The organism is Janthinobacterium sp. BJB446, from assembly GCF_002735655.1.
GTDB classification, from domain to species: Bacteria; Pseudomonadota; Gammaproteobacteria; order Burkholderiales; family Burkholderiaceae_D; genus Janthinobacterium; species Janthinobacterium lividum.
This window is the reverse complement of sequence record NZ_PDZK01000005.1, coordinates 100,591-117,747: the sequence shown is the minus strand read 5'-3', so window position 1 is coordinate 117,747 and position 17,157 is coordinate 100,591. Positions and strand designations below refer to the sequence as shown.

The window sequence follows — 17,157 nt, the reverse complement described above, 5'->3', positions numbered from 1 at the left end:
CTGTGCCTGCATTGATGGGCTGGCGCACTGTGCCGCCGCCCCTATACACTAGAAAATGATTATGTCCACAATCGAACAGAACTTGCAAGCCGTGCGCGACAGTATTGCGCAGGCCGCCGCTGACGCGCAGCGCGCGCCGGCTGACGTGACCCTGCTGGCCGTGTCAAAAACCTTCGGCGCGGATGCCGTGCTGGCAGCCATGCGCGCGGGCCAGGCGGCGTTTGGCGAAAACTATCTGCAGGAAGCGCTCGACAAGATTGCCTTTGTGAAGGAAGCCGCACCGCAGCAAGCGCCGGCCTGGCATTTCATCGGCCCCATCCAGAGCAACAAGACGCGCCCCATCGCCGAGCATTTCGACTGGGTGCACACGGTGGAACGGGAAAAGATCGCCGCGCGCCTGTCCGAACAGCGCCCGGCTGGCTTGCCGGACCTGAATATCTGCCTGCAAGTCAATATCAGCGGCGAGGCCAGCAAGAGCGGCGTGACGCCGGCCGAATTGCCGGCGCTGGCGCGCGCCGTGGCGCAGCTGCCGCGCTTGCGTTTGCGCGGCCTGATGGCCATCCCTGAGCCGGAAACGGAGCTCCAGCTTCAGCGCGCTGCCTTTGCGCAATTGCGCGCGCTGTACGAACAATTGAATGCCGAAGGGCTGGCGCTCGATACCTTGTCGATGGGCATGTCGGCCGACTTGCGCGCGGCCGTGCTCGAGGGCGCCACCATCGTGCGCGTGGGCAGCGCCATCTTCGGCTCCCGCAACTATTCCTAACTGATTGACAGAAAGCATAACCATGACGACAGAATTGAATATCGCCTTTGTAGGCGGCGGCAACATGGCGGCGGCCCTGATCGCGGGTCTGGCGGGCAAATTGACCCTGGGCGGCAATATCCACGTGATCGACCCGCACGCGCCGGCGCTGGAAAAACTGCAGGCGCAATTCGGCGTCACGACGGCGGCTTCCGCCGGCGAGGCATTGCGCGGCGTGGATGTGATCGTGCTGGCCGTGAAACCGCAAAGCATGCGCGAAGTGGCGGCCCAGTTGCTGCCTTTCCTCGACGGGGATAGGGTGCCGTTGATCCTGTCGATCGCGGCCGGCATCCGCGCGCAGGACCTGTCGCGCTGGCTCGGCGACTACCCCGCCATCGTGCGCTGCATGCCGAACACGCCGGCCCTGATCGGCATGGGCATCACGGGCATGGTGGCCAGCAGCGGCGTCAGCGAGGAACAGAAGAAGATGGCGGACGCCATCCTGCGCGCCGTCGGCCAGACCGTCTGGCTCGATGACGAAGCCAAGATCGACCCCGTCACGGCCGTGTCGGGCAGCGGTCCCGCCTATGTGTTTTACTTTATCGAAGCGATGCAGCAGGCGGCCGCCGAACTGGGCTTGACGCCCGAGCAGGGCACGCAGCTGGCGATTGCCACCTTTACGGGCGCCGCGCAGCTGGCGGCCAATTCCAGCGAGCCCGTGTCCTTGCTGCGCGAGCGGGTCACGTCGAAAGGCGGCACGACGTATGCGGCGCTCACCAGCATGGAAGAGAGCGGCGTGAAAGCGGCCATCGTCAAGGGCATCAAGGCGGCCGCGCAACGGGGGCGCGAGATGGGTGATGAGCTGTCGAAGTAATTAGATCACCTTGACGGCGCGGCCTATGTATAAAATCGGTCCTGTCGGCCGGCCCGTCGGCGAGCCCGCTTCCGGCTCCAGGGTGATTTCAAACAGTTGATCGGCTTGCAGCGGCGGCAGCTTATCCAGGGTCAACTTGAGGCTTTTCCCCGGCTTGACGAGGCCCAGCGAGACGGGCGCGCCCCAATCCTTGCCCTTGGTCCAGAATTGCAGGGCTTTTTGCTGCGGCACGTTTGTCGGACCCAGCGGGATCAGGCTCAGGTCGCGGTTCTTGCCGCCGCGTCCGCCCGCCTGCACGATCCAGCCCGGCGATTTATCCTGCGGCGCCACCAGCACCACCAGATAACCGGGTCCGCCTGGCGCTTGCAGTTGCACGCTGATCAGCACGGCCAGCACGGCTGTCGCCACCAGGCCGCCGCCGGCCAGCAGTCTCCAGAAGGCCAGGCTGTTCCACCACGCTTGCCAGCCGCCCGCCTGCCGCACGGCTTTCGGCGTGAACAGGCTGGCGCTGATGCGCGGCCACAGTTGCGCCGAGGGCGTTTCGGGCGGCGCCAGGGTGGTCAATGGCAGCAAGCGCTGTTCCCAGGCATCGACGGCGTCGCGCAAGGCGGCATCGCGCGGCAAGCGCTGTTCCACTTCCGCCCGTTCGGCCAGCGCCAATGTGCCCAGCACATATTCGCTGGCCAGCCTGTGCAATTCCTCGTCGCTGTTGATCATCCCATGCACTCCCGCAAGGCGGCCAGGCCCCGCTTGACCCAGGCTTTGACGGTCCCCAGCGGCGCTTGCAGGCGCTGCGCGATTTCGCTGTGGGAACAGCCATCGACGTAGGCGTACAGGATGCTATTGCGCTTGGCTTCATCCAGGTGGCCGAGGCAATCGTGCAGCTTGCCCAGGTCCGCCTGGTCGGCATAGGCCTCGCCCGCGTCGTGGCCTTGGCGTTGGTGCAGCAGGGTTTCCACGGTATCCTCGTCGGCTGACAGTTCATGGGCACGGGCGCGCGCCATGTCCAGCGCCTGGTGCCGCACCACCACATAGATCCAGCCCTTGCCGCTGCCGCGCGTGGCGTCGAAGCTGCCGGCGCGGCGCCAGATATTCAGGAAGGCGTCGTGCAGCACGTCTTCGGCCAGGGCCCGCTGGCGCACGATGCGCAGGGCCACGCCCAGAAGGTAGCGGCTTTCCTGCTGGTACAGGCCGTGCAATGCCTGCTGCTCGCCCCTGGCGCAGGCGCGCAGGGCGGCATCGTAATCGTAAGGGGCGGCTAGCGTTGGCAAGGTTGGCGCAATCGTCAAGAGTAAACGGTTAGCAAGTTTTCAAGGCCGAGTATAGGCCAGAAACCCGCTTGCCAACCGTCGCTTTCACTGATTTATGCGGCCTTCCAGAAAATGTAGTCGGCTTGATAGGGCACCCATTGCTTGGTGCCGACGGATTCCATGCCGCAGGGGCTGCTTGGCGCCACGCCGCCGCTGGTGGCCACGCGCTGGATGTAGCTGACGCCCTGCATGGCGCCGCTGCCCGTGGCCGGGTTGGCTTTCACCAGCTGATACGGGATGTTGCCGGCGCCGGCTGGCGCCACGGCCACTTGCGTCGCCGTCACTTTCGAGCCATCCAGGTTGGCCCAGGTGGCGGGTGGGCCGACATACGTGCCGACCTGCATCCCGCTGCGGTCGTTCAGGGCCGCGTCCGGGCCCACGAAGACCCATTCATGGCCCGTCATGTCTTTCTTGGCCTTGCATTCGTAGGCGATCTTGCCCACGCCCACCGTTTGCATGGCCACCTGGTGGCCATCGGGCACCTTGACGGCATTCGGTAATTGTTCCTGCGAATAGCGGGCACTCATGGGGGCACAGGCGGCCACGAGCAGGGCGGCGCACAGCACGGTGAGCGAAGGGGCGGTATGGCGTGGGGCGATGGTGGCAAGCATGGCGAACTCCTGGTAGTTGGCTCAACCGGCTGGTTGATACCATTACTACGCATGGGATTGCCATTTGGATGCAGCCAGGAAAAAATATTCTAGAACGCCTATCAAAACCTACTGCGCGTCGTAATTTGCGGCCTGCGATGCTCACTGTACCTTCGTACAGTTGCGCTTCTCGACCACAACTTCCTTCCGCTCGCTACGGTTTTGTTAGGCGTTGTTAGTCTGGCGTGTCTTTCTTGCTGAACCGCCGCGCCAGGGCCAGCACGACGGGCATGGCGGTGGTGGCGTGCTTGAGCAGCGCGCCGCTCGCCCGCAGCAGCGGCAGGAAACGGCGCGGGCGCACGAGCAGCAAACCCAGCACGGCGCCCCCTATCATCAGGGGAATTTTAAAGCGCGTGGCCAGGGTGTGGCGCAGATTGCCGCCCGTTAAAGGCTCCAGCAATTGGCGCGTCTGCACGCCCAGGGCCAGGCGCTGCAGCGCACATTCGGCCAGCAGCGCGTCGCGCCGCTGTGCCAGGCTGGCGGCCGTGTGCACATGCGATAACTTGGTGGGATGCGTGGTCATGGCCGCTCCGATCCCCGGCGCGCCAGCAGTTGCAGCTCGTCCAGGTCTTTGTTCAGTTCGGAAAGTGTGAAGGACAGCAGTTTCGGCTTGCTGCGGAAACTGGCGCGCACGCCCAGCAGTGTGGCGATGGCGGCGCCGATGAAGACGGCGGCCGTGATGGCGATGGCGGCGATGCGGTGCGTATCCCAGAACAGCACGATGACGAGGAACACGATCAAGACCAGGCCGACAAACAGGCACAGCAGTGCCAGCATGGCCAGCGCCAGATAGGACAGGAAGCGCAGCGACTCTTCTTCCATTTCCACGGCCGCCAGGGCCAGACGGGTCTGGACGATGGCGGCGAGGGTCGCTGCGACTTGGGCGACATGGTGCAAGATAGCCATATGCTGCCTTTCGCGTCAGGAGACGGCCTGCGCCGTCGGTACTGCGTCGTTACTATCTAGCGGCGTGACGAGGAAAGCAGCAGGCCGAACAGCACGCCGATGACGGCGCCCGCGCCCACGGCTTTCCATGGATTGTCCTGCACGTATTCATCGGTGGCCTTGGCCGCCTGCTTGGTACGTTCGAGCAAATCTTCTTCCAGCTTGATCAAGTCTTTCTTGGCCGTTTCCAGGGTGGCGATGAACTTGTCCTTGACGGCTTTGACATTCTCGCCCGTCTGATCCTTGGCGCCATCGAGCCAGCCTTCCGCTTCATTGATGACGGTTTTCAGGTCGCCGACCAGTTTGTCGCGGGCCTTGTCGGCGTCGGCGAGGATGCTGTCGCTGCTGGATTTTCCGGTATGTATCGAGCTCATGTATTACCTCATGGAAGTGAAACTGCACAGTGAAATACCAGTGTAGGCAGCTGCGGCCAGGCCTGTCTTGCGCCGCCTCAAGGGCTGCCGCGGCGCAAGGATCATTGATTAACGGAAAGCAAAGTCCAGTACCACGCCCGCAAACACCGCCGCTCCTAGCCAGTTATTATGCCGGAATGCCGCAAAACACGGCATACGCTCGCGTGCGCGTATCAGGGTGTAGTGGTAAACGGCGCAGCCGGCCGCCACCAGCAAGCCCGCCACGAACCAGTAACGCAAGCCCAGGTACCAGCCGCATGCCAGCCACAGCAGCAGGAAAACGGCATAGCAGGCCATGACGATGGCCACGTCGTAGCGGCCAAAGGTGATGGCCGAGGTCTTGATGCCGATCTTCAGATCGTCGTCGCGGTCGACCATCGCGTATTCCGTATCGTAGGCCACGGCCCAGAAGACATTGCCCAGCAGCAGCAGCCAGGCGACGGCGGGCACGGCATCCGTGATGGCGGCAAAGCCCATGGGGATGCCGAAGCCGAAGGCGATGCCCAGGTACGCTTGCGGGATGGCAAAGAAACGCTTGAAGTAGGGGTAGGTGCCGGCGATGATGACGGCGGCCACCGACAACTGCTTGGTCAGCGCGTTGAGGGGCAGGATCAGGCAAAAGGCCAGCACGGTGAGCACGCCAGCCACGGCCAGCGCTTCCTTGCCGCTGATGCGGCCGCTGGTGATGGGACGCTCGGCCGTGCGCTTGACGAATTTGTCGATATCCTGGTCGGCGTAGTCATTGATGGCGCAGCCTGCCGAGCGCATCAGGAAAGTGCCGAGGGTAAAGATCAGCAGCAGCCGCCAGTCCGGCACGCCCTGCTGCGCCAGCCACAGCGCGCACAGGGTAGGCCACAGCAGCAATACGGTACCGATAGGCTTGTCCAGCCGTATCAGGCGGAAATACAGCGCCAGCTTGTTCATGGAAGACTCGATCTTGTTGAAGAGAAAGGTCGATTATCGCAAATAGTATGTAAATGTACTATTTTGCGCCTGGGGCGCTAGTCTTCGTCCTCGCAGAGCGGCGTAATGCCCGGCAAGTTGCAGCTGGCGATGGCTGCGCACAGGGCGTCGATGGCGGCCTTGCGCGTAAAGCTCTTGCGCCACAGCATCACCACGCGGCGCGATGGCACGGGGGCGGCGAAGGGCCGGTATTCGAGCATGCCGTCGGTGGCGTGCATATTCGCAACGGAGGCGCGCGGCAAGACCGTCAGGCCGATGCCGCTGGCCACCATGTGGCGGATGGTTTCCAGTGAGGAACCTTCGAACGTGCGCTGCATGCCGTTGCCGGGCGAGGAAAAACGCGCCATTTCGGGGCACACTTCCAGTACCTGGTCGCGGAAACAGTGGCCATTGCCCAGCAGCAGCATGGTTTCCGATTTCAAGTCCTGCGCGGCGATTTTGTCGCGCGCCGTCCATGGATGCTGGCGCGGCATGGCGACGACGAACGGTTCGTCATACAGTTCCTGCATGGCCATGCCGTGGTCGGGCAGGGGCAGGGCCATGATGGCTACGTCCAGTTCGCCCTGGCGCAGCAATTCGAGCAGGCGAACCGTGAAGTTTTCCTGCAAGATCAAGGGCATCTGCGGTACCTGGTCTATCATGGCCTTGACCAGCGGCGGCAGCAGGTAGGGGCCGATCGTGTAGATCACGCCCAGGCGCAGGGGGCCGGCCAGCGGATCCTTGTTTTGCTTGGCGAGTTCCTTGATGGCGGCCGTCTGTTCCAGCACGCGCTCGGCTTGCGCAATGATCTGCGCGCCCAGTGGCGTGACGGAGATTTCCGCGCCGCCCCGTTCGAACAGGACCACGCCCAATTCGTCTTCGAGTTTCTTGATGGCCACTGACAGGGTGGGCTGGGCAACGAAGCAAGCTTCGGCGGCATGGCCGAAGTGCTTCGCTCGCGCGACTGCAACGATATATTTCAGTTCAGTCAGTGTCATAGGTTGATTGAAACACAGGAAGTGCTTACTTGCAATGAATGAAAGGTGGCGCAAACGTGAAACTGTGGCGCCGATGGCGTATTGTAGCGGATCGCCCCCTATAATGCGGGACCGGGCAGCGAAGGGAGATGGCGATGGAATTGCACCTGCAGGCGCTGGAAGCGGCAATTAATTACTGGCGTGCCAGGCAACCGGCGCGCGGCAATGAATATGCGCTGTCGCCGTCCGTCAGCCGCCTGGCCGGCGTGTATGCGCTGATGATTTACTACCGGCAAGATTGCATCGCCGAAGAAGGGCTGGACCCGGCAGTCGTGGCCTTGATCGATGCCTGGCGCCGGGATGCCGGCGGCATCCAAGGCGATAGTCACGCCTGAACGTGACCGTATCGTCACCCTATTTAACCCAACAAGAGATATCCATGCCTGATTTTGAAAACAAACTGTGCGGCCGTGACGAACTGCGCGCCCGCGCCGCGGCCCTGCCGAAACCGGTGGTGGTGACGAACGGCGTGTTCGACATTTTGCACCGTGGCCACGTAACGTATCTGGCACAGGCGCGCGCGCTGGGCGCCTCGCTGATCGTTGCCGTGAATACCGATGCTTCAGTGAAACGCCTGGGCAAGGGCGATGACCGCCCCCTGAACAGCTGCGAAGACCGCATGGCCGTGCTGGCTGCCCTGGAAGCGGTGAGCCTGGTCGTGCCGTTCTCGGAAGACAGCGCCCTGGAAGTGGTGCTGGACATCGAACCGGAAATCTATGCCAAGGGCGGCGACTACGACATGGCGGCCATTCCGGAAGGCAAGGCCGTACTGGCGTATGGCGGCCAGGCCGTGGCCATCGATTTCGAGCACGACCGTTCGACCACCAAGCTGTTGACGAAAGTGCGGACGCAGCAGGGCTGAGGAAGCTCGTCAATGTTTCCATACAGATAAAAAGACGTTACTATGAGAACTGCTAGGGCTGCGACCTCGTTTCGTCAGCCCCAGCACGTTCCACCGTCTGAATGCATTGCTTGTCATAGAAAATAAATGGATCATAAAACTTCTGGGGATTGGCCACTGCCCTCCGGCGCCTGGCACGTGGATGACGATGGCGCGTGGAGCATGCAGCGCAGCGCGGACGGCCAGAACGTCTCGCCCTTGGTGAGCCATGCCGATATCGGCAAGCTGATGCTCGCGCGGCGCCTGCCCGCAGCCGCCGGCGCGCCCGTGCGGCAGTTTCCGCCTGAATTTTCGTTCGATCCCGCCTCGGGCGCGGCCTTGCAAGTGCCGCCCGACACGGCCGCCACGCCGCCCTGGGTGCCGCCCTACGGCGCATATCCCGTCAGCGACGTGCCGCCAGCTGGCCCGGCCGGCTTGCGCCAGGCCAGCGTGCCCCTGAAACTGGCCGACCAGCGCGCCCGCGAAGAGCATGCGCAAGCCGATGCCTCGCTGCCCATGCCGCCGCCCGGCGAATACGAATTCTTTTCCGCGCAGTTTGGCACCAGCGCGCCTGCGCTGCTGGCGCTCGACCCGCGCAAGGCCGTCCTGCACGCCTGGCTGCCCGCCTCGAAACGCTGGCTGGCGCTGGACCCCGACTATGGCAGCTTGCTGGCCGAATCGGACCTGGCCCACGGCGCCTGGCGCGCCGAGCTGGTACCGGAGTTCAACAGCGTGCTGGTCTTGCCGACCAGCCATGGCCTGGCTTGCATCCGCCCCGACGTGCCTTCGCTCACCTATGTGGTCGAGCATGTGGGCGGCGCACCTTGCGCGGCCGCGCCCGTCTGGTTCCAGAACCGTTTGTGGGCGCCGCTGCGCGACGACGATGGCCGTATCCGCTTTGTCAACCTTGATGCGGCGCAAAAGCCGGGCAGCGACGTGCTGCTCGACGGCGTGGTTGAGCTGGGTACCGTCAGCGCGCCCGTCGCCTACAACCGCATGGCCGTGTGGCCCTGCGCCAATGGCCAGCTGCGCCTGCAATTGCAGCCGGACGGCAACGTGGCCGCTTCGTTTACGCCTTGGCCCGAAGGGCTGGTGCCGCATTTCGAATTCGGCAGCCCGTACGTGTCGCGCGATGGCGGCCTGTGGCAGCTGTGCTTCGAGCGTGGCCGCGGCACCTATGTCTACGTGAAACTGGGTGCGCAGTCCGAACGGGCCGATGCGCTGGCGCCGCGCCTGTGTTCGGGCAGCTTCAATTACCGCTTCGCCACCAAGCTGAAAACGGCGCCGTGGGAAGAGCCGGAACATGGCGACGATGGCGGCAAGAACCAGGCTGTCATGCCCTTGCTGGAATCGGGTGCCGGCAGCAGCGTCTTTGGCGTGAAGTTTGCCACCAGCGCCGGCCTGTCGAGCGTGCTGCGTTCGAACGAGCGCCTGGCGGCCCAGCTGGTACAGGACGACGAGTTGCGCGAAACCGTGTTTCATACCTTTGCCGTCAGCGAGCCGTGGCGCGTGCGCCTGTTTGTCCATGAAGGCACCTTGTGGGCGTATCACCCGCTGCTGTCGCGCATCGATGGCTGGGCCTTGCAGGCATGAAGGCGCGCGTCCTGATCGCGGCCGGCGCCGCCTTCCTCTCGTTCGCCACCGCCAGCGTGCAGGCGGCCGGCATCCAGCAAGCGTTTCTCGTGCAAAATTCGGGCTGGATGGAGCCGTTTTACACGGATGAGCATTCGCAACTGAAAGCCCTGGTGGGCGCTGTGGCGCAGGCCGCGACGAGCTCGTCCGACAAGGTCTACACGCTGGCCTTCAGCCAGAGCAGCGGCGCGCACGTGTCGCCGTCACTGCTGGGGCAAGGGCAGGGCGGCGCCGGCGTGGCGGGCCAGCTGGCCAATCTCGGCCTGGCGCGCAAGAGCGCCGGCGGCGCGCTGGCCGACACGGATTTCCAGGAAGCCGTGACAAAAACCATCACAGGGCCGTTCCAGTCCGCGTCCGGCATCGTGTGGATATTTACGAATAACAAGAACAGCCCGAACAACGACAGCCAGACGGCCGAGCGCAACCGCGACTTTTACCGCTTGCTGCATCTGGAGCCGTCGATCACCAAGACGGTGGTGTTTCCACTGCGCATGCCCGTGCAGGGCAAGCTGTACAGCGCCAGGGGCTTGATGGTGTATGCGCTGGCGTATGGCCAGCCGGCGTCCGAGGCTTTGACCCGCATCCTGGCCGAAGGGCGGCTGTCGCAAGTGCTGACGCGCCCGCCCGCGCGCCTGAAACCGGTGGACCAGGATGCCGTGCGCATCGTGCCCCAGTCCGTCAAGAACAGCGCCAATGTACACGCCAGCCTGGGCCGCGACGGGCGCACCATCGTGCTCGACGTCGATGCGGCGAACCTGGTGCCGCAAGTGGTGCTGCAGGCGTCCTTGCAAAACATGTTTTTCCCGTACGTGATCGACAGCGCCAGGGTGCACGCCAGCCTGGCCGGGCAGAACGCGCCCTTGCACGTTGCGCCAGATCAAATCCGCCAGTTGCAGCCGGGCGCCAGCCAGTCCGTGCAGGTACAGTTTGCGCTGCCGATGGCGCAAATTCCGTCGCCGTGGTCGGCGCAGGCGATCGCCGCCATGGGCAAGCAGGTGATGCTGCCCATGCAGGCCCAGGTGGGCCTGTCGGAACAGCGGCTGGCGCTGGCGTCCAGCTTTGGCAAGGATTTGCAGGAATTGTTCCCTGGCGACCCGATATCCAGCATGTTCACGCCGCCCGACAGCGTGCGCGCCTCGCAGGCAACGATACCGTTGCTGGTGCGCATACAGTATCCGCTGCTGCCCGTGCTGGTGATACTGGGCGGCGTGCTGGCGCTCGTGCTGGGCTTGCTGGCGCTGGGCCTGGTCGGTACGCGCGCCACGCGCTACAAGGTGCTGGCCGACGGCGTGCAGCGGCAAGTGTTATTAAAACCGTTCAAGAGCGTGCAGATCCGCGATGATGACGGCCGCGACATTGGCGAACTCAAACGGGGCCTCGGCAAGCCGGCCGTCGTGCGCGTGGCCGAAGGCCATACCTTGACCCTGGCCTGAACACAGATTCCTTAAAAATTCCTTCCATTTAACAGAGGCATACCATGGCGCAAGACACTCCAAAAGACAACGCAGGTTTTACCTTGCCGGCCCCGGTAACGGCCCCGGCCTCGGCGCCACCGGCCGCCGACGCACCCGCGGCCAGCGCCGCCACCACCACGGCCACCACGGAACCGGCGCCCGCGTTCGATGCGGCCGGGACGACCGATACCTCGTCGCGCGACACCCTGGTCGGCGGCGTGGTGCTGTTGCTGCTGTTTATCGCCTTTTTCTTTGCCAAGAATGCCTATGCGAATGGCCTGGTGGCCAAGCGCGTGCCGCCGAACAAGGCCAATGCCTCGGGCTGGTGGCTGTTCATCTTCCTGGCCAGTCTGGCGACCGGTGTCGTGTTGGCCGCCGTGAACGCGCATAAATTCCTTGCGCCACTGTTCATGGGACCGCTGGTGCTGGTGGGCCTGGTTGCCCTGTTGCTGACATTTACCTCCAGCCGCCGCTAAGAACACGCCGTTGCACGCATCATCGAAGGAATCACCATGGCAGAGAACCTGAACCAAACCATCACCGGCGGCGCCAGCGAGCGCAAGCAGGACAAGATCATCGAACTGCGCCCGACCCTGTTCATCGGCATCGGCGGCACGGGCATGCAGGTGCTGATGCGCGTGCGCCGGCGTATCCTCAACACCTTGTGGGGCGGCGCGGGCAACCGCACGCGCATCGAGGGGCTGGCCGACTTTCCCATTGCGCAATTCATCCATTTCGACCTCGACAATGGCGCCGTGATCGAAAGCGGCGAGTCGCAGGCGAAGGACTTGCAGTTCGACCAGGTGAAGTTCACGGACGACGACAAGGTGGTCGAATCGTTCGACATGGACAAGTACAGCCGCGATGAAGATTCCCTGGAGAAGTATCCGCACATTAAGGAATGGCTGCCGCTGACGCCGCAGCGCATCCGCGAACTGCGTTTCGACATGAGCAGCGGCGCGGGGCAGATCCGCGCCGTGTCGCGCCTGTATTTCTTCGACAAGTATGCCAAGATCCGCGACAAGATCCGTTTGAAGCTGAAAGCCCTGAAAGCGGGCCTGTCGCACGAGCGCCAGCTGGCCGAACTGGGTTTGCGCATGGAAACGAACCGTTTCCGCATCGTCATCGTCGGTTCCGTGGCGGGCGGCACGGGTTCCGGTTCCTTCCTGGACATGGGCTTGCTGGCGCGCTGGCTGGCGCGCAGCGAAGTGGGTGCGGCCGACGTCGAGCTGATGCTGTTCTTGCCGACCGGCTACACCAAGGCCAACAAGGACCGGGTCGAGGCCAACGGCTACGCGGCGCTGATGGAACTGGAATCGGCCATGATGGGCAACAAGGGCTATGTGGGCCGCTGGGATGCGTATGACCGCCCGGAATTGACGCGCGAGCCGTACAGCGAGGTTTACCTGATCGATTCGGGCAACCTGGCCCAGCAGCACACCAAGGATGTCAGCGACGTCTACCATATGGTGGCCGATTCGCTGTTCGAGGATTTCGCCTCGGCCGACTTCGCGCGCGCCAAGCGCTCGATCGCCGTCAACCAGGCGCAGCACAAGAACTCGCTGTACAACGCGCCCGTGCCGCAAGACCGCTTCGGCGACATGCGCCTGTATTTCTCGAAGCGCTTTTCCTCGTTCGGCATGGCCGTGCTCGATACGCGCCAGGAAGCGGCGCGCGACGAGCGGGCCCACCGCTGGGCCGGCGCCATGCTGCAGGCGTTCTTTGGCGTGGGCGGTACGGATGCGGGCGCCAACCGCGCCACGGATACGCAGCGCGATAATTTCCTCGCAGCCAACATGTTCCTGAAGGGCACGCCGTTCAGCGATTTCCCCGAGTTTTCCGACAAGAGTATCGAACTGAAGCGCTCCAGCGGCGACTTCATCGATTTCCGCGTCGTCGACGAATTGCTGGAAGACCGCCATGGCCACTTGCTGGCCGGCGTGGAAAACCGCGTCAATACGCGCATCAACGATATCCGCACGGGCTTTGACCGCAGCGAATGGCCGGCGCAGGTGCGCGACGCCATGAAGCACCTGGAACGCGACGCCGTGCGCGACCAGGATTCCACGGCCGACACGACGGAAGACCGCATCAGCAAGCGCCGCCGCGAAGTGCTGGAAGACGTCAAGAAAGTCGTGCGCGACCAGCTGTATGGCTACCTGGACAACAAGGAATTCGGCGGCCTCGAATACGTGCTGTCGCTGGTGGAACAGATCAAGGACCGCATCGAGGCGCCGGGCAGCGGCTTGACGGCGCAGATCGGCAACAATGCCGAGCGTTACCGTGAAATCAAGGAAGCCGTGCGCTCGCGCGAATACGAGCGCCTGCTGAACAACCTGGAGCAGACGCGCAGCACCTTCGGCTTCCTCAGCAATGGCGAAAAGCAGGCGGGCGTGGTGATGGACCATCTGCGCACGGAAATGGCGAATGCGCTGAAATTCCATCTGCGCGCCAAGGCGGCGGACGAGTCCGTGCTGCTGCTGGGCGAACTGTCGCGCTGGCTGGGCAACCGTATCGGCGTCGACGCACAAGGCCGCGCGCAGTGGAATGGCCTCGTGGGCGAGCTGCAAACGGGCCGCGAAGGCGTGCTGGCCATGCTGGCGGAATTGAAGACGGCCAATACCATCCTGCAAAAGGACCTGGACAAGGAACACGCGACCCTGATCGTCATTCCCGTCACGGAAAAAGACATCGCGCTGCCATCGGCGGCCACCTTGCGCCAGTGGGCCGATGAAGCGTTCAAGGACATGGGCGGCTCGAAAGCGCTGTTCCCCATGCTGGGCGAACCGGCGCAGCGGGGCTTGATCCTGGCCAAGGTCACGCGCATGGCCGAGAACATGATCGCCACGGCTGGCCTGGCCGAAGGGGCGACGAGCACGCCCGACCCGCTGTTCGAAGCGCTGGAACAGATGGATGTGTCCGAACGCCTGGACCGTTTCCGCAAGCTGCTGGCCTGCTCCATGCCGTGGATCGACGCCAACATGGCGGGCGATTTCACGGTCGTGTCGGACCAGTTCAAGTGCGTGATCGGCGTGGCCAACGCGGCCGCCTTCAAGGCAAAGTTCGGCGCCGAGCTCGAATCGTGCGTGCCGACCCAGGTGGGCATCACGGTGAGCCAGCTGGAAATCGTCGAGACGGGCATTCGCGGGCGCGCCGTCTGCTATTGCGAACTGGCCGGCGTGCCGATGACGGTGCTGCGCGGCCTGGAAGGCTGGCGCACCAGTTACCGCAAGGAAGGCGACAACGACAAGGCGCCGACCCATACGCACATCGATCCGACGCAATTCACGCACCCGATCGCGCCGAACACGGACGAGATGAAGCGCCTGGCGGAAGACTTCGGTGAATTCCTGCAAGCGATCATGCTGGGCGTGCTGACACGCCACACGGGCCGGGTCGTGCCGCCGGGCCAGTACCAGTTTGCCGTCGAACCGGGCGACTTGCGCCGCATCGGCAATGAACGGGCCATTCGCCAGAACGGCATGCCTGCCTCGTACGAGAAGAATATCGCCCTGCGCATCGAAGAAAAATTGACGGCGCTTGATGCCGTGCAGACGGCGGCCATGGCTGCGCTGGCAAAATACTACGAGCGGGGCGTGTATGCGCCCAAGCTGGTGGCGCAAGCCGATGGCTCGCAGCTGCCGTACATCGGCTTTGGCAGCGCCATTTCCGCCGAAGTGGGCGCGCGCCTGCGCGAGTCGGCGCGCCGCAAGGGCATGGCCAGCGACGAGCTAGACCACACGGTGCAAGCCTTGCTGGGACGCCTGAAGGAGTGGGCGAATGTCATCGGCGACTCCGACAGCGATGCCTACGACTGGGAAGTGCGCGAGCCGGAAGCGGACGGCCAGCCCCGCCTGAAATATGCGATCAAGGCGGAAATGCTGGAAGCGGGGCGCCTCGAGCAATTGCTGCGCCCGGCAGGTGCGGCCGCTGCCCCGGCGGCAATCGCGTTCGGCATGCCACCACCGCTGGGCGGCATGCCGCCGCCGCTGGTGGAATACCAGTATTTCCTGGGTATAAACGGCCAGCAGCAGGGACCGTTCACGGCCCAGCAGATCGTGCAGTACGTGCAGGCGGGACAGGTCGTGCCAGCCACCACCAAGGTGTGGCGCGCCGGCTTGCCGGCCTGGGCCGACCTGGCCCAGTTCCCCGAACTGGCGCCTTTGTTCCTCGGCGCGCCGCCACCGTTGATGCCGCCGCCTCTGTGAACGCTGGAATGACGTTGGAATGAAGGATTAGTTTTGGATATCTGCAACAAATGCAAGACGGGCCTGTGGACCGTTGTCAGCCATTGCCCGTACTGTGGTCACGCGGTGGCTGGCGCTGTCCGGGCAGCTGCGGCCGTGCCGCCGCCGCTGCCTGGGCCAGTGCCGGTACCAGCGCCCCCGCCGGTAGCGCCCAAGCCGCCGCCCGTGCCCGTGCCTGTGGCGCCTGTGCCGACGCCGAAACCGCCGCCGGTGTCCGCGCCGGCTGCCGTGCCGCCGCCAGCGCCGCCGAAGCCGGCCCAGCCGAAAGCCGTGCCGAAGCCCGTGCCGGCAGCTCCACCTGCATCAACCGAAGCACCGCCACCGCCACGCAAGTGGCTGCGCTGGCTGGGCGGTATTGCCGTGCTGGCAGCCGTCATCGTCTACATGAATGGCAAGCCGGGCGGAAAGAATGAGTCGGCCTGCAATGACGCCATCGACAGTGGCTTGCAACTGGTGGCGAATGGCAGCCTGGACGGCGCCCGCCAGAAGCTGGCGACGGCGAAGAATGTGTGTACGGGCAAGTCCAGCGCCAAGGCGGACGACTTGCAGGCGGCCATCGGTAAGGCGGGCGCCGCATCGGGCAGCTGCCAGCGGGGCGTGCGCGCCATCGAGCGCCATATTGATGGCCATCAATTGCAAAGCGCGGCCAGGGGCATAGCCGCGCTCGACGCCGATTGCGCGGGCGCTGCCAGCGTGGATTCCCTGCGCAAACAGCTGGCGCGCCAGCAGGCGGCAGCCGCGTCCGTGCTGGTGGGAGTGCGCCAGGCGCTGGACGGCAAGGATGCGGTGGCGGCAAGGAATGGCATCGCCAGGCTGGAAGCGATCGACCGCGAAGCGCTGGAATTGCCGCAGTTGAAGGCCGATGTGCAGGCGCTGTCGGCGGTCGCGGAGCCTGCCCCGGCGCCGGTGGAAACAGCACCCGCCCGCGCCGTGCCAGCGGAACCTGCACCCGCGCGCGCGGTCGAACGTTCAGCGGTGGCCGAACGCCGTCCACCGGAAACGTCGCCCGTCGATAGCGGCGCAGCCATGCGCAACGAGATGGCGCAATCGTTCTTGCGCGATGCCGAGCGTTCTTTGCTGGAAGGGAAGTTCGATGCGGCCAAGACGTATCTGGAAAGCGCGCGCCGCGTCGATCCGGGCAATGCGCGCATCGACAATCTGTCGCGCCGCATCCGCGAGCGCGAACGGCAAGTGCTGCAGACGGAAACAACGATCAATTAGCTATCTGGGGAATCACCATGCTGAACCACACCACCTTGCGCGCAGCCGCTGCGCTGACCATTGCGGCCATGCTGGCCGGCTGCGCCACGGCGCCGATGAACCCGAACGGCGTGCGCCAGGATAGTTCCTATCCGCAGGGTGGAAGCCAGGCGGCCACGGATGAGGACCCGTGCAGCATGGGCGCGACGGCGGCTGCCGGCGCGGCCGTGGGAGCGCTGCTGGGCGCGCTGGCGGGCGGCAAGAATAGCGCGCTGAAGGGCGCGGCCATCGGCGGCGGCCTGGCGGCGGCCGGTTGCCTGGCCATCAATGTCAATTCGCGCCAGACCAAGACGGCGGCGCAGGCGGACCGCGACTACATCCGCACACGCGGCGCGCTGCCGCGCGAACCGCAAGTGGTGTCGTACACGCCGCAGCTGAGCGCATCGACCGTCAAGCGCGGCCAGCCGTTCAAGGTCAATTCGGTGGTGGAGCTGGTCAACGGCAGCGCGCAAAGCGTCAACGACGTGCGCGAAGAGCTGGTGGTGCTCGACCCGCAAGGCCAGCCATTCAAGTCCGGCTCGAAAGCCCTGGCCAGCAACAACAAGTCGGGCGGGCGCTTTGAAAACTCGTTCGAGCTGACCTTGCCGGCCGGCGTGTCGCAGGGCGTGTATGGCGTCAAGACGAATCTGTACGTGAACGGCAAGCTGGCCGCGACGCGCGACCTGCGCACGCAGCTGGTGATGCTGGACGTGGATACGGGCGTTGACGCGCAGCTGGCGCTGCGCTGATTGCCGTATGCAAACGCGTAGGTCGGATTAGCGGGGTAAAGCC

At 64.5% G+C, this 17,157-nt stretch carries 18 protein-coding genes; 10 read left to right on the top strand and 8 right to left on the bottom strand.

Annotation, left to right across the window (positions count from 1 at the left end; all coding sequences use genetic code 11):
- The first annotated feature begins 61 nt into the window (after positions 1-61).
- Together CSQ92_RS24640 and proC are read left to right on the top strand one after the other, a co-directional pair.
- On the top strand, positions 62-763 hold the full coding sequence (locus CSQ92_RS24640; protein WP_070278361.1) for a YggS family pyridoxal phosphate-dependent enzyme: 702 nt from the start codon (positions 62-64) through the stop codon (positions 761-763).
- Between the two features lie 22 nt (positions 764-785).
- The gene (proC, locus tag CSQ92_RS24635; RefSeq protein WP_099395660.1) at positions 786-1,616 is read left to right on the top strand and encodes a pyrroline-5-carboxylate reductase; all 831 of its coding nucleotides are present in this window, start codon (positions 786-788) and stop codon (positions 1,614-1,616) included.
- On the opposite strand, the gene CSQ92_RS24630 is transcribed toward proC, so the two are convergent.
- The 8 genes from CSQ92_RS24630 to CSQ92_RS24595 form a co-directional block, all read right to left on the bottom strand.
- Positions 1,617-2,333: an anti-sigma factor gene (locus CSQ92_RS24630; RefSeq protein ID WP_099395659.1), complete on the bottom strand. Its 717-nt coding sequence runs from the start codon at positions 2,331-2,333 to the stop codon at positions 1,617-1,619. It lies immediately after the preceding gene.
- Positions 2,330-2,887, bottom strand: coding sequence for a sigma-70 family RNA polymerase sigma factor (locus tag CSQ92_RS24625; protein WP_092613087.1), 558 nt, complete (start codon positions 2,885-2,887; stop codon positions 2,330-2,332). The genes CSQ92_RS24630 and CSQ92_RS24625 overlap by 4 nt, the downstream gene beginning before the upstream one ends.
- 92 nt (positions 2,888-2,979) lie before the next feature.
- Entirely contained in the window at positions 2,980-3,537 is a 558-nt protein-coding gene (locus CSQ92_RS24620; protein ID WP_092612870.1) for a DUF3455 domain-containing protein, read from the bottom strand.
- A 214-nt stretch (positions 3,538-3,751) separates the two neighbouring features.
- Complete coding sequence (locus tag CSQ92_RS24615) at positions 3,752-4,099, bottom strand: hypothetical protein (protein ID WP_099395658.1); 348 nt, start codon at positions 4,097-4,099, stop codon at positions 3,752-3,754.
- Positions 4,096-4,482, bottom strand: coding sequence for a phage holin family protein (locus CSQ92_RS24610; RefSeq protein WP_034784855.1), 387 nt, complete (start codon positions 4,480-4,482; stop codon positions 4,096-4,098). Before CSQ92_RS24610 ends, CSQ92_RS24615 begins: the two co-directional genes overlap by 4 nt.
- Positions 4,483-4,538: 56 nt before the next feature.
- Complete coding sequence (locus tag CSQ92_RS24605; RefSeq protein WP_034784857.1) at positions 4,539-4,895, bottom strand: DUF883 family protein; 357 nt, start codon at positions 4,893-4,895, stop codon at positions 4,539-4,541.
- A gap of 108 nt (positions 4,896-5,003) precedes the next feature.
- A complete protein-coding gene (gene ubiA, locus CSQ92_RS24600; RefSeq protein WP_034784859.1) occupies positions 5,004-5,858 on the bottom strand; it encodes a 4-hydroxybenzoate octaprenyltransferase in 855 nt (284 codons plus the stop codon).
- 77 nt (positions 5,859-5,935) lie between these two features.
- Entirely contained in the window at positions 5,936-6,874 is a 939-nt protein-coding gene (locus tag CSQ92_RS24595; protein ID WP_034784860.1) for a hydrogen peroxide-inducible genes activator, read from the bottom strand.
- Between the two features lie 134 nt (positions 6,875-7,008).
- Here CSQ92_RS24595 and CSQ92_RS24590 point away from each other — a divergent pair, with 134 nt between their 5' ends.
- From CSQ92_RS24590 to CSQ92_RS29130, 8 genes are all read left to right on the top strand, one after another.
- Complete coding sequence (locus tag CSQ92_RS24590; protein ID WP_099395718.1) at positions 7,009-7,248, top strand: DUF3717 domain-containing protein; 240 nt, start codon at positions 7,009-7,011, stop codon at positions 7,246-7,248.
- A 44-nt stretch (positions 7,249-7,292) separates the two neighbouring features.
- Complete coding sequence (locus CSQ92_RS24585) at positions 7,293-7,775, top strand: adenylyltransferase/cytidyltransferase family protein (protein ID WP_034784861.1); 483 nt, start codon at positions 7,293-7,295, stop codon at positions 7,773-7,775.
- A gap of 126 nt (positions 7,776-7,901) precedes the next feature.
- Positions 7,902-9,386, top strand: coding sequence for a hypothetical protein (locus CSQ92_RS24580; protein ID WP_143450426.1), 1,485 nt, complete (start codon positions 7,902-7,904; stop codon positions 9,384-9,386).
- Positions 9,383-10,858: a hypothetical protein gene (locus CSQ92_RS24575; RefSeq protein ID WP_099395656.1), complete on the top strand. Its 1,476-nt coding sequence runs from the start codon at positions 9,383-9,385 to the stop codon at positions 10,856-10,858. Before CSQ92_RS24580 ends, CSQ92_RS24575 begins: the two co-directional genes overlap by 4 nt.
- 44 nt (positions 10,859-10,902) lie before the next feature.
- On the top strand, positions 10,903-11,355 hold the full coding sequence (locus tag CSQ92_RS24570; protein ID WP_099395655.1) for a hypothetical protein: 453 nt from the start codon (positions 10,903-10,905) through the stop codon (positions 11,353-11,355).
- Between the two features lie 36 nt (positions 11,356-11,391).
- Positions 11,392-15,087, top strand: a complete 3,696-nt coding sequence (locus tag CSQ92_RS24565; RefSeq protein ID WP_099395654.1) for a tubulin-like doman-containing protein — start codon at positions 11,392-11,394, stop codon at positions 15,085-15,087.
- 33 nt (positions 15,088-15,120) lie between these two features.
- Positions 15,121-16,347, top strand: coding sequence for a hypothetical protein (locus tag CSQ92_RS24555; protein WP_180277107.1), 1,227 nt, complete (start codon positions 15,121-15,123; stop codon positions 16,345-16,347).
- Positions 16,348-16,364: 17 nt separating this feature from the next.
- Positions 16,365-17,114, top strand: a complete 750-nt coding sequence (locus CSQ92_RS29130) for a hypothetical protein (RefSeq protein ID WP_092612900.1) — start codon at positions 16,365-16,367, stop codon at positions 17,112-17,114.
- The last annotated feature ends 43 nt before the right edge of the window (positions 17,115-17,157 follow it).

Bases quoted from the DNA above. Each gene is read 5' to 3' on its own strand.
- CSQ92_RS24610 (WP_034784855.1), bottom strand. From the start codon at position 4,482: ATGGCTATCTTGCACCATGTCGCCCAAGTCGCAGCGACCCTCGCCGCC.
- CSQ92_RS24595 (WP_034784860.1), bottom strand. From the start codon at position 6,874: ATGACACTGACTGAACTGAAATATATCGTTGCAGTCGCGCGAGCGAAG.
- CSQ92_RS24585 (WP_034784861.1), top strand. From the start codon at position 7,293: ATGCCTGATTTTGAAAACAAACTGTGCGGCCGTGACGAACTGCGCGCC.
- CSQ92_RS24580 (WP_143450426.1), top strand. From the start codon at position 7,902: ATGGATCATAAAACTTCTGGGGATTGGCCACTGCCCTCCGGCGCCTGG.
- CSQ92_RS24640 (WP_070278361.1), top strand. From the start codon at position 62: ATGTCCACAATCGAACAGAACTTGCAAGCCGTGCGCGACAGTATTGCG.
- CSQ92_RS24575 (WP_099395656.1), top strand. From the start codon at position 9,383: ATGAAGGCGCGCGTCCTGATCGCGGCCGGCGCCGCCTTCCTCTCGTTC.
- CSQ92_RS24605 (WP_034784857.1), bottom strand. From the start codon at position 4,895: ATGAGCTCGATACATACCGGAAAATCCAGCAGCGACAGCATCCTCGCC.
- CSQ92_RS29130 (WP_092612900.1), top strand. From the start codon at position 16,365: ATGCTGAACCACACCACCTTGCGCGCAGCCGCTGCGCTGACCATTGCG.
- CSQ92_RS24620 (WP_092612870.1), bottom strand. From the start codon at position 3,537: ATGCTTGCCACCATCGCCCCACGCCATACCGCCCCTTCGCTCACCGTG.
- CSQ92_RS24570 (WP_099395655.1), top strand. From the start codon at position 10,903: ATGGCGCAAGACACTCCAAAAGACAACGCAGGTTTTACCTTGCCGGCC.
- CSQ92_RS24590 (WP_099395718.1), top strand. From the start codon at position 7,009: ATGGAATTGCACCTGCAGGCGCTGGAAGCGGCAATTAATTACTGGCGT.
- CSQ92_RS24615 (WP_099395658.1), bottom strand. From the start codon at position 4,099: ATGACCACGCATCCCACCAAGTTATCGCATGTGCACACGGCCGCCAGC.
- proC (WP_099395660.1), top strand. From the start codon at position 786: ATGACGACAGAATTGAATATCGCCTTTGTAGGCGGCGGCAACATGGCG.
- ubiA (WP_034784859.1), bottom strand. From the start codon at position 5,858: ATGAACAAGCTGGCGCTGTATTTCCGCCTGATACGGCTGGACAAGCCT.
- CSQ92_RS24565 (WP_099395654.1), top strand. From the start codon at position 11,392: ATGGCAGAGAACCTGAACCAAACCATCACCGGCGGCGCCAGCGAGCGC.
- CSQ92_RS24630 (WP_099395659.1), bottom strand. From the start codon at position 2,333: ATGATCAACAGCGACGAGGAATTGCACAGGCTGGCCAGCGAATATGTG.